Below are 12,079 nucleotides of genomic sequence, written 5' to 3'. Positions count from 1 at the left end.
GAGTAACAGTATTGAAAGAAATAATCTTAACCAGCCTCATAATGATAGGGTTTATGATTCTATTATTTAATTGTATACTTTCATGATTTAAAAGAATAAAAGGTTAATAGAGAAAGAGGTTTTTGTAAATATGGTTCATTACAATAATCAAAATAGTTTACATCAAATATTTACATTAAAAGGGACAATTATAAGAGATATTTTCCCGCAAATCGTATTATATACGTGTATTTCAACGATAGTAGCTGTGATTAATTATTACTATGCAGAAATAAATATAAATCAAACACCGTGGGTAATTGTCGGAGGAGCTTTAGGATTACTATTAGTGTTTCGTACGAATACTGCCTATGATCGGTACTGGGAAGGTAGAAAGCTATTTGGCACAATTGGTGCTTGTACTAGAAATTTAGCAATTAGTTTTTTGTGTCATTGGGATTCTAAAGGGAAGAGTATGGAGCAGGAAAAAATAAAATTTTTACATTTGTTAATTGCATTTCCAAAGTTAGCGAAAGGACACTTAAGAGAGGGAAAAAATTTATCTGAAGTGAAATCATTGCTTGCTGTCTGTTCTGAGAAGGAAAAAGCTTTTCTGGTTGAGTCCAATCATTTACCGATTAGTATAGTTTTTATGTTAAAAACTATACTATCAAAAGGTTTGAAAACGGGTCAAATTCATCCAAATGCGATAATTAGCATGGAAACGGATTTGAATATGTTACTTACATCTGTGGGTGGATGTGATCGTATCAAAACAACACCTATTCCTTTTGCGTATTTTGCTCATATAAAAATTTTATTGATTATATTTTGTGCGACTTTACCGATTGGTCTTGTTGATAGTCTCGGTTGGTTTACAGTACTTGCGACTACATTTATAAGTTTTGCATTCATAGGTATTGAAGCGATAGGGGTTGAAATTGAAGATCCCTTTGGTCAGGATCCAAATGATCTTCCGCTAGAAGGAATTTGTATAGGAATAGAAGCGCATTTAGTAAGTTTATATAATCAAAACGATCTATTAGAAGTAATGGGTTTAAATCGTGATAAAAAAATCATTTAATCATTTATTGTTGTTTTAAAATATGGTATTTAAAAACCTTGTCAAGAGTCAATTTAAGGCTTAACGTCAGCTTTATATTTTTTATATAAATATATAATATTTCTCCATGCTATAATCCATTCATAAAATGTACATGTGGCATGAGTTGTAATGAAAAGAGAAATGAATTGAGGAATAGTTGGCTTTGTGAAAGCAGTTATATAACAATTTTTAAAAAGTGAGGTAAATAATATGGAACAAAAACATAATGGCATTATTTTTACTGCAATACCAGACGAATCGAATGAATATTATCAACCATTTTATGAAGACTTGATTTACTTTAATGAATGTTTAAATGAAAAGAAATCATTTGCGGATCAACTTATATCTTTATCTGTTGAAGAACAAGACTTTCATACGAGCTGTTTTGAGTATGATGATATTTGGCTAAGAGATGTTGCACCGGTTGTCACAAATCATCTAGTTAAATTTAAATATAGACCAAATTATTTGCCGGATGATCAGGGGCGATATTTAGATCAACAGTTTAATAAATGGTTAAAAAAGAACGATTTTGAATATGTGAAATCCCCATTAATATTAGATGGTGGTAATCTTATTTGGAATAAAAAAGATACCGTAATATTAACAGAACGCATATTTGATGATAACGATGATTGGACAGAAGAGGAAATTATTGAGCAGTTAGAATGGGATTTAGATGTGAGTCGAGTTATTATTATTCCTGCTGAAGAAGGGGATGTACTAGCACACGCAGACGGAATGGTTAAATTTATTGATGAACATACAATGTTTATTAGTGATTTTTTAGGAGATCATGAATTTAGATATAATGTTCAAGAGATTATTCAAGAACAAATGCCAGAAGCTGAATTTATAGTTGTTCCTTCATCATATACAGAGAAAGGACAATATGATCAAGAGATAGCATCGGCAAAAGGGTTGTATATAAATATGTTAGAATCATGTGATGCTCTTTACGTCCCTAAGTTTGGATTAGCTAAAGATGAGGAAGTTTTACGATATATTCAACAGTATACGGAGAAACAAGTTATTCAAATTCATGTAGGAGAAATAGCAACAATGGGAGGCGCGATGAATTGTTTGACATGGTATTGTCCAAGTCATTTGTTACCTTCAAAAATGAGGGGATTAAAAAATCAGAATGAAGATTTTTCAATGAGGAAGATTTTTGATTGGTTTTAATAAATAAGTAATGAAAAGAAAATGTATTCAAGGAGTATTGATATGTATACCATCGCTGAGTTTTCTCGGATTTGTAAAATGAGTACACGGATGTTAAGACATTATGACAAAGAGGAGATATTAAAACCGGCATATGTGAATCCGGTTAATGGGTATAGGTATTATGAACAAGGGCAGCTGGAAGTAGCGTTGAAAATCAAAAAGCTAAGGGAGTATAAATTTCCTCTTCCGAAAATTAAAATTGTTTTGCAGTCATCAGATCAAGATTCGTTTGCTCAACACATACAATCACAAATTATCGAGTTGTCTCATGAAGTGAAGCAAAATTTACAGGTTATTTCAGAAATGAATGAAATGGTAAAGATGAATAGTAGTCTGAATATTGCTAGTCATAGAAGTTACGATATATTAATGGGAATGAGGAATGAAGTAACGCTAATTACTCAAAGAGTAAAAATAGATATAGATGATATGGATGATTATTTTTATGACTTATATGAAGAGGTACAAAAAAATAACTTTCAAATAGTCGGTTCTCCATCTGCAGTCTTTTATGATGAAGAATATATTCCAAGTAACAGTGATATTGAGTTAAGAATTCCGGTTATGCAGGGGAATGATGAAGACGTAGCACAAGAGTATGAAATAAAACAACTAAGTCCACATCATATCGTTACTACTATGCATTATGGAAGTTACGACTATATAGGTTACGCTTATATAGCGTTAGAAGAATGGATTGAAAGAAATGGGTATGTAATAATTAATTCGCCATATGAGGTTTATATAAAGGGACCTGAATGTGATTGTTTAGCAGAAGAGTATGTGACACAAATTTGTTTTTTAGTTACGAAAATAGAATGAGAATAAGGATTGACATTAACATTATGTCAATCCTTATTCTATGTATGAAAGCAATTTATCATAATAAAAAGGAGAGAGAATATGAGAAGAACAATCATGATTATTTGTCTTGTTCTAAGTATGGTATGGATTTCGGCATGTACTTCTGGAGTAGGAGAAGGTGAGAGTGGTAGCGCTGTACTACCAAGTCAGTTACCTAAAAATGTAGTGTTTAAAAATGGTACAATCTATACTTCAAATGAAAAGCAAGACATCGTAGAGGCTGTAGCCGTTAAAGAGGGGAAAATTATATTTGTTGGTTCAAACAAGGATGTAGAGGAATTCATAAATGAAGATACGAAAGTGGTGGATTTACAAGGACGTTTTATCCTTCCTGGTTTTGTGGACAATCATAACCATATATTTGAAGCAAAATCACCAGCAGCAGGAAATTGTAGTGTTTCACCAGATGCTTCTCTGCAAAAACAACGCTCGTATTTAAAGGCTTGTAAAAAAGGTGTGAAAGATGGCGAATGGATAAGTGGAACGGGGTTCAGTTTGGAAGCATTGTTAAAAGATATGGACGAAAAATCAGAACAACAAACCCCATTACAAGTTCTTGATGAGTTATTTCCTAATAATCCAGTATTAATTATGGAAAGAACCTCCCATTCTGTATGGGTTAATTCAAAGGCACTCGAGTTAGCTGGAATAAATAAAGATACGAAAGATCCACAAGGTGGAAGGATTATTCGGGATTCCGAGACAGGAGAACCGTTTGGTATTCTTTATGATACAGCAGGAGATATCGTGATGGAAAAAGCATGGAACTCTCAATCAAATCTTTTTGAAAAAAATTATGAAGGTTTGTTAGACGGTTTAGATGAGGTTGCGAAGAATGGTATTACTACAGTCGGTGATGGACGTCTTTATTGGAAGCGAGGCTGGTTAGACGTTTGGAATAAAGTAAATGACGAAAAAAAGCTAACAACACGAGTAGTACTTCGTCCATGGGTATATCCAAATTTAAATGAAACAGAACAAATGGAGTATTTCAAAAAAATTAAACGTGATGATCTGTCATCCCGCATGCTTATTAATCAAGTGAAAATGTATAGTGATGGAATTAGTATTAATAGTACTGCAAAAACACTAGAAAAATATAAATTTGAGTGGTTTAAAGGAACCCCGTATGGCTTGAACTATATTCCGGAAGAAAAAATGAAATGGTGGTTAACGGAGCTTAATAAAATTGGATACGGTGCACTCATTCACACAATTGGCGATGGTGGGGTAAGAGAGAGTTTAAATGCGATTGAAGCAGCGAAAAAAGAAGGCGCAAAGCAGCCGTATACACTTACGCATGTGGAAATGGTAGAAGATAGTGATATAGATCGTTTTGCTAAATTAGGTATTAGCGCTGATTTTCAAGTAGGCCATGATTTTGCGGAAGATCCAAAACAAAGCTGGGCAAGTACGTATTTTACAAATCAGCAAATGAAACGAATTATGCCGTTAGGGCGAATTTGGAAAACCGGTGCGAATGTGTCACTTAGTAGTGATTGGGATGTAAATGAATTGAATCCACTTGTGACGATTTCGAATGCATTAAGCATTGATGAAAAGGGCCTGTCTGATGTATACGCAGCTATTGATGCTTATACAATTAAGCCAGCGAAAGCATTAGGGCTTGATAATATAACTGGCTCGATAGAAGTTGGAAAATCAGCTGATATGATATTACTGAATGAAGATATTACTAAAATGAGTGCCGATAAGATTCCGAATGCGAAAGTTTTGGTGACGGTTTTACAAGGAGAAATAGTGTATCACAAGGAGAAGTAAAGAATCACCTTATAAAGTTGCTACAAGTAAATGAAGATATTCCTGTTGACCTTAACACGATGTCAAAGTATAGACTGTACTTACATTCAGAGAAGGGGGGAATATGTATGAGGAATATAGAAAATAGTTTGTATTATATGCCTGCAGAATGGGAGAAACATGAGGGGACATGGCTTCAATGGCCTCATGATAGAACTCATAGAGGTGAAGGATACAGAGCTAAGTTAGATGATATTTGGGTAACGATGGTAAAGGAGCTTCATTACGGAGAAACTGTGCATATTGTTGTATATGATGAGAAAGAAAAAGTACATGTCCAATCGAAGTTAACGGAAGCGAAAGTGGATATGGATAAAATTGATTTTTTAATTGAAGAAACGGATGATGTTTGGATACGAGATAATGGACCAATCTTTGTAAAGGATAAGAAAGGCAATCTCTGCTTAACACATTGGATATTTAATGGCTGGGGGGAGAAATATCCGTATAAAAAGGATGCTGTTATTCCGGCGAAAATAAGTGAAATGTATAGTATTCGAAAAGTTGAATCTAGTGTCTGTCTAGAGGGTGGGGGAATTGAGATAAACGGAAACGGAACCTTAATGGCAGCGAAAACTTCTATTATAAATGAAAATCGAAATCCTACACTAAGTCAGGAAGAGATTGAAATAGAGTTAACGAAGTATTTGGGGGTAACGAATTTTATATGGATAACTGGTATTCGCGGTGAGGATAATTATGATGAAGATACGGATTACCATATTGACGGGGCAGCACGTTTTGTAAATAAAAATACGATTCTGTATGAATATGATCCTTTTAAGGAAGGAGAGCCGTATCTTTTGGAGGCGTACGAAAAGCATTATCAAGAATTGCGACAAGCAAGAAATATAGATGGAAAGCCATTTCAGCTCATACCAGTACCAGTGACAAGAAAAGTGGTAAAAGAAGCAGACTGTAAGGGCTCATATTTGAATTTTTATATCGGAAATGAAGTTGTATTGGTTCCTATATATGGAGATGAACATGACAAGTTAGGGCTGCAAATTATTGAAGGTCAGTTTCCAGGGAGAAGAATTATTGGTATTTATGTGAATGAATTGTATGCGTATGGTGGCATGATTCACTGTGTGACGCAGCAACATTTAGCATAAAGTAACCGAAATGAAAAAAGCATGCAGAGTATATACTCTGCATGCTTTTTATAATGCTGAAAATTCTTCAACAAGTTCACTAAAACGATTTAATGCACTCTCAATCGGCTCTGGCGTAGTTAAATCAACACCAGCTTTTTTCAGTAAGTTTAATGGGTAGTCTGAACTTCCGCCTTTAAGGAATTCAATATAATGTTTTTGAGCATTTGGATCGCCGCTCAATAACTTATCGGCAATTTGGATTGCAGAAGCGAATCCAGTTGCATATTTGTACACGTAAAATGGACGATAGAAATGCGGTATTCTAGCCCAGCCGTATTTTACTTCTTCGTCAAATACGAGGGAGTCGCCATTATATTCTCTAAACAAGTTTTCGTAAACCTCGCTAAAGGTTTGGGCATTTAATGGTTTACCTTGCTGTGCCATTTCATGTGTGATTTTTTCAAACTCAGCGAACATGATTTGTGTAAAGAAAGTGCCTTTAAATTTCTCGATGAAATGGTTTACTAAATGGTTACGTACATCAGCATCTTTTGCTTCTTTTAATAAATGATGAATTAATAGCACTTCATTTACTGTAGAAGCGACTTCTGCGACAAAAATAGTATAGTGTGCAGAAATTCTTGGTTGGTATCCGTGTGAGTAGTGCGTATGCATACCGTGCCCACATTCGTGAGTAAGAGTGAAAAGACTATTTAAATCATCATGATGATTTAAAAGAATGAAAGGATGAACACCATATACACCAAAGTTATAAGCGCCGGAACGTTTTCCTGGCGTTTCTCTCACGTCGATATAACGTTTATCTTTAAAGCTCTTTAATGTTTCAATATATTCTTCACCTAAAGGAGCCAGTGATTCAATCATTACGTCGAACGCTTTATCATATGGAATGTCTTGTTTTACACCAGCTACTAAATCAACGCTCAAGTCGTACTGGCGTAGTTCATCTACATGTAATTTTTCTTTTCGAAGTTCATTATAAGTATGTAGTGATTGAATGTTTTTTTTCGTCGTATCAATTAAATTTTCATATACTTCTTTCGGAACCATGTCGCCAAATAATGATTTTTCTAAAGCAGATGGATAGTTTCTTAGCTTTGAAACAGTAACATTATTTTTAATAGCAGCAGATAAAGTAGAAGCGATAGAATTCTTTAATTGAACGTATGGTTTGTAATAAGCTTTATAGGCTTCTTTACGTTTCTCGCGATTTTCATCTTCTATTAATTTTGCATACATTCCGCGTGTTAAGTTCGCTTTTTTTCCATCATCAGTAGTCACTTCACCAAATAGTATATCCGCATTATTTAACATGCCGTATGTATGCTGCGGAGAGGAAAGTGCTTCACCCATTTGTGATAAAATCTCTTCTTGGTCTTTATTCAATACGTGTTTTTTATAACGGTACAATTCAAATAAGTCTTCTTTATAATATTGTAAACCTTCTGCTTCTTCTATGTAAGAATGTAATGTGTTTTCATCTACGCTAAGTAAGAATGGGGAAAAGAAAAATTTAGCCGCACTTACTTTCACATGTAATTGTGATACTTTATCGACAAGAGATTGAGCGTCAGTATCACGCGTATCAAGATCAGATTGTAATCGTGCATAAGCGAACATTAAAGATATTATGCTAGAAATTTCTTCACTCTTTGTTAAATAGGCTAATAAACTATTGCCATCGTGAATACGTCCATTAAACTCATGTAATTCTTTCGTTAATAATTCAATTTTATGAAAATCGCTTTCCCAATCTTCAATTGTATGATAAATATCCGTTAAATCCCATTTCTCTTTATCATTTACTTGTAGTCGATCTTTAAGTTCAGTCATAATCATTTCCTTTCTAAATATGTAGTTATATTCCTATATAACTATGAAATACAACAAATTGCAAAAAATCCCTGCTGAAAATTGAAAAGCCTTGCTAAAATGGCAAGGCTTAAAAAATTATAATGTAATTCCGAATTTTGAATGTAAAAGGTTTTTATATTGCACATCTGTAACGTTTTCTTTCGTTTTTTTACCGTTTTTCGCTATTGTGAGACTATCCTTTGTTAAAGATGCATGCCCACCTTCAGCTAGTTTTACAATGAGAGGTACTTTGTTAAATGGTGAGCCTTCATGTTCAACAATAATTTTTTGTGCTGCATTTGCTTTTTCTTCATCCACTTCTTCTATATAAAATGCATAGCCTAACATCCAATCATCAGTAGAAGATTGATCCAAAAACTCATTATTTTTTCGCATCTCTAACATGTAGTTTCCCTTTTCGGTCATTTCTTTACGAATACGATAATCTCCTGTAACAGAGTGAATGACTTCACCTGAGAAAGGGACAGGGGCAAGAGGTAAGTATGATCCGAATCCTACTTCAATTAAATAAAGTTCATTATGATGTGTTAAAACGGTTGCGATATGGCCAGAATCAACAGCCCATATGGAGTTTGCAGCGTTATAAACTGTTCCTGAAACGAGATGAACATCGAATCCAGAATCTTTCAGGAAGTAATACATAGTAGGATTGAGTTCATAACAAAGACCGCCACGGTTATTTACTAAAATTTTCTCTTTCAAATTTTCTTTTGATATTTCTTTAAAATTCTTTTCGAGAATATTTAAGTTTTCAAAAGGAACAGTTTGTGCCATTGCGTACATAAGGTTGGGTAAATCTTCAAATGAAACTTTGTGTTTTTCTTCTATATTTAATCTTGCAAAAAATTGCTTTTGAAAGTCGGTCATAGAAATCCCTCCGTTATGCTTTTATAGATAAATTGTAAACAATCTTGAATAAGATGTGAAATGAAAACTACGTTGAATATTTGAAGTGAGATTAAAAATAATGTGGGAGAGTGAGAGATTGCTACTTTACTAACGGTGGAACGAATATTATAATAATTCTGATAAACTATGCAAACGTTTTCTTGGAAGGGGATGGTCTACAGATGTTTAAAAGAATAACAATAGTCGGATTGTCAGTTGTTTTGTTTTTACCTGGTATATATGGGGAGAGTAAGGCATATGCAGATACAGTTAACAATGGAACGTTAATGCAGTATTTTGAGTGGTACGCTCCGAATGATGGGAATCATTGGAATCGTTTGCGTACTGATGCTGAAAATTTAGCGCAAAAAGGAATTACATCTGTTTGGATACCACCTGCATATAAAGGAACTACGCAAAATGACGTAGGATATGGAGCATATGATTTATATGATTTGGGTGAATTCAATCAAAAGGGAGCAGTGCGGACGAAATATGGGACGAAAGCACAATTGAAATCTGCAATTGAAGCTTTACATAAGCAAAACATCGATGTATACGGTGATGTAGTTATGAATCATAAGGGGGGAGCGGATTATACGGAAACTGTAACAGCTGTTGAGGTAGACCGTAACAATCGAAATATTGAAGTATCAGGTGATTATGAAATTAATGCATGGACAGGGTTTAACTTTCCTGGGCGAGGAGATACGTATTCTAACTTCAAATGGAAATGGTATCATTTTGACGGAACGGATTGGGATGAAGGAAGGAAATTAAATCGAATTTATAAATTTAGGGGGATAGGTAAAGCGTGGGACTGGGAAGTGTCTAGCGAGAATGGAAATTATGATTATTTGATGTATGCAGACCTTGATTTTGATCATCCAGATGTTGCGAATGAGATGAAAAATTGGGGGACGTGGTATGCGAATGAATTAAATTTAGATGGCTTTCGTTTAGATGCTGTTAAACATATTGATCATGAATATTTACGCGATTGGGTAAATCATGTCAGGCAGCAAACGGGGAAAGAAATGTTTACGGTGGCTGAATATTGGCAAAATGATATCCAGACTTTAAATAATTATTTAGCGAAAGTCAATTATAATCAATCTGTATTTGATGCACCACTGCATTATAATTTTCATTATGCTTCAAAAGGAAATGGGAATTATGATATGAGAAATATTTTAAATGGAACAGTAATGCAAAATCATCCTGCACTCGCAGTAACTCTCGTTGAGAATCATGATTCTCAGCCTGGACAATCATTGGAATCTGTAGTAAGTCCGTGGTTTAAACCGTTAGCATATGCATTTATTTTAACTCGTACAGAGGGCTATCCTTCCGTTTTTTATGGTGATTACTATGGGACAAGCGGAAATAGTAGTTATGAAATTCCAGCGCTAAAAGATAAAATTGATCCGATTTTGACAGCACGAAAAAACTTTGCATATGGTACGCAGCGTGATTATTTAGACCATCCAGATGTGATTGGCTGGACAAGAGAAGGTGATAGTGTACATGCTAATTCTGGTTTAGCAACATTAATCTCTGATGGACCAGGAGGATCAAAGTGGATGGATGTTGGAAAGAATAATGCAGGGGAAGTATGGCGCGATATTACAGGTAATCAAACAAATACTGTAACAATTAATAAGGACGGATGGGGACAGTTCCATGTAAGTGGAGGATCAGTTTCCATATATGTTCAGCAGTGAATTGTTGATAGAAAAGAAGAGGTAGACTGAAATATAAGTTTTCCTCTTCTTTTTATATTGTTATCATTCCTAAATCTTTATTTTAATAAAGGAACTAGTCGAATTTTGAAATAACAAGAAATGCATTGGAATAAATGATGTCACCCGTGTTTTCTCTTATTCGTACTTGAAGAACATCTCCTTACTGTGATTACTATAGAACTAAATATTAGTATGTTTTTAATGTGATTTAAATAGATATTATATTTGCTTTACGATAAAACGCTTATAGTGTAAAATTACACCATAAGTGTAAAATGATAATTAATGTTTTTGTACTTATGATTATTAGGGCTTTCTAAGGTAAAGTGATGAATTTTTATTATGTAAGTCAGCGAAGGTGATTTGATGTAGTGGTTATTAGAAGAAGTTTTTTATATAAATCGTAAATTAAAATCCATAAGGACATTTCTGTATAGGTGGTAGTAGCAAAAGGAGCGGCAATATGAAAAGAACAATAATGAAATGTAGCATAATGCTTAGTTTATTACTATTAACATCATGTGATATATCGGATGAAGAAATTGAACAAAAAGCACAAAGTTATACAAAAGCGGAGTATGGTATGGCGGTTAAATTAAACGGCGTTGAAACATTGGGCAATGGAAAGGACTTCCTTGGTCCCAAGGGGCGGATAGCTACTGTACAGCAAGTCGATGAACCGCATTTGCAATTTCAACTTTATTTCGAGGGACAAATCTCTCCAGAAGTAAATAATGATAATTATAAAATGAAAAAGAAAACCATTGATTTACAAGGAAAGTTTAACACATATTATGAAGAGAAAAAGAATAACACTATATTTACTTTTAATCAATTGCAGACTGGGGACGATGTTTCCAATAAGAATGCTGAGGAAAAAATAGCAAAGAAAAACTTGCAACAGTATTATACGGCAGTTTTTAAAAGTAATATTGTTTTAGATGTAAACAATTCTGTGCATATGGAAACATTAGCGGAAGTTGCAAGAAGTATTCAGGAATTTAATAAAACGATTGAAAATAGTAAGAGTTGTGTGGATGATATAACGATTCAGCTGCCAAATGCTAATAAGGATGTATTACTACATATTGCGGTAGATTATATAGTAACGGCTGAAGAGGCGAAAAAGACACTTGAGAAAAAGGCTGATTATATGAAAGCTTTACAATCTGCAAGGGAATAGTCTGACACCTTTACTTCTTACAAAACATATAGTATGATGATTTCAGTAAATTAGATTTCAATGACTATAATATAAATTAATGAGAGGTGCTTTTTGTGAGTGCGGTAGGTACTAAATAGGAAAAATTGAATGAAATAAATCGGATAAGACCAGGGGATTTTTTATGTATAGCATACCCCTAATTTTGTCATGGATTTATTTCGATACCTATGAAGATACCTACAATACTTTATAAAGCGTGTAATAAGGGGATTGCCATCCGTTTTTTATG

The 12,079-nt window shown here is 33.9% G+C and carries 9 protein-coding genes and 1 pseudogene; 7 read left to right on the top strand and 3 right to left on the bottom strand.

Annotation, left to right across the window (positions count from 1 at the left end):
- Positions 1-130: 130 nt before the first annotated feature.
- From ATN06_RS17695 to ATN06_RS17675, 5 genes are all read left to right on the top strand, one after another.
- The gene (locus tag ATN06_RS17695; RefSeq protein WP_060631733.1) at positions 131-1,063 is read left to right on the top strand and encodes a bestrophin family protein; all 933 of its coding nucleotides are present in this window, start codon (positions 131-133) and stop codon (positions 1,061-1,063) included.
- A gap of 231 nt (positions 1,064-1,294) precedes the next feature.
- Positions 1,295-2,272 (top strand): agmatine deiminase family protein, encoded by a 978-nt coding sequence (locus ATN06_RS17690; RefSeq protein ID WP_060631732.1) that lies wholly within the window; start codon positions 1,295-1,297, stop codon positions 2,270-2,272.
- 42 nt (positions 2,273-2,314) lie between these two features.
- Complete coding sequence (locus ATN06_RS17685) at positions 2,315-3,136, top strand: MerR family transcriptional regulator (protein ID WP_060631731.1); 822 nt, start codon at positions 2,315-2,317, stop codon at positions 3,134-3,136.
- Between the two features lie 81 nt (positions 3,137-3,217).
- On the top strand, positions 3,218-4,960 hold the full coding sequence (locus ATN06_RS17680) for an amidohydrolase (protein ID WP_060631730.1): 1,743 nt from the start codon (positions 3,218-3,220) through the stop codon (positions 4,958-4,960).
- Between the two features lie 107 nt (positions 4,961-5,067).
- Complete coding sequence (locus ATN06_RS17675; protein WP_060631729.1) at positions 5,068-6,114, top strand: agmatine deiminase family protein; 1,047 nt, start codon at positions 5,068-5,070, stop codon at positions 6,112-6,114.
- A gap of 48 nt (positions 6,115-6,162) precedes the next feature.
- Here the strand turns inward: ATN06_RS17675 and pepF are convergent, their stop codons facing one another.
- Together pepF and ATN06_RS17665 are read right to left on the bottom strand one after the other, a co-directional pair.
- Positions 6,163-7,950 carry an oligoendopeptidase F gene (pepF, locus tag ATN06_RS17670; RefSeq protein WP_060631728.1) on the bottom strand — a complete coding sequence of 596 codons (1,788 nt, stop codon included), beginning with the start codon at positions 7,948-7,950 and terminating at the stop codon, positions 6,163-6,165.
- Positions 7,951-8,067: 117 nt separating this feature from the next.
- On the bottom strand, positions 8,068-8,859 hold the full coding sequence (locus ATN06_RS17665; protein WP_060631727.1) for an arylamine N-acetyltransferase family protein: 792 nt from the start codon (positions 8,857-8,859) through the stop codon (positions 8,068-8,070).
- A gap of 203 nt (positions 8,860-9,062) precedes the next feature.
- Here ATN06_RS17665 and amyS point away from each other — a divergent pair, with 203 nt between their 5' ends.
- The gene (gene amyS / locus ATN06_RS17660) at positions 9,063-10,604 is read left to right on the top strand and encodes an alpha-amylase (protein WP_060631726.1); all 1,542 of its coding nucleotides are present in this window, start codon (positions 9,063-9,065) and stop codon (positions 10,602-10,604) included.
- Between the two features lie 94 nt (positions 10,605-10,698).
- Here amyS and ATN06_RS29655 read toward each other — a convergent pair.
- A pseudogene (locus ATN06_RS29655) lies at positions 10,699-10,785 on the bottom strand (exosporium leader peptide); the annotation flags it as partial.
- A gap of 303 nt (positions 10,786-11,088) precedes the next feature.
- Between ATN06_RS29655 and ATN06_RS17655 the strand changes: the two are divergent.
- Positions 11,089-11,808 carry a hypothetical protein gene (locus ATN06_RS17655; RefSeq protein ID WP_060631725.1) on the top strand — a complete coding sequence of 240 codons (720 nt, stop codon included), beginning with the start codon at positions 11,089-11,091 and terminating at the stop codon, positions 11,806-11,808.
- The last annotated feature ends 271 nt before the right edge of the window (positions 11,809-12,079 follow it).

Origin of the sequence: Bacillus thuringiensis, assembly GCF_001455345.1 — a bacterium.
GTDB classification, from domain to species: Bacteria; Bacillota; Bacilli; order Bacillales; family Bacillaceae_G; genus Bacillus_A; species Bacillus_A thuringiensis_N.
The sequence above is the reverse complement of the archived record's forward strand: the minus strand, read 5'-3'. Positions and strand labels throughout refer to the sequence as shown.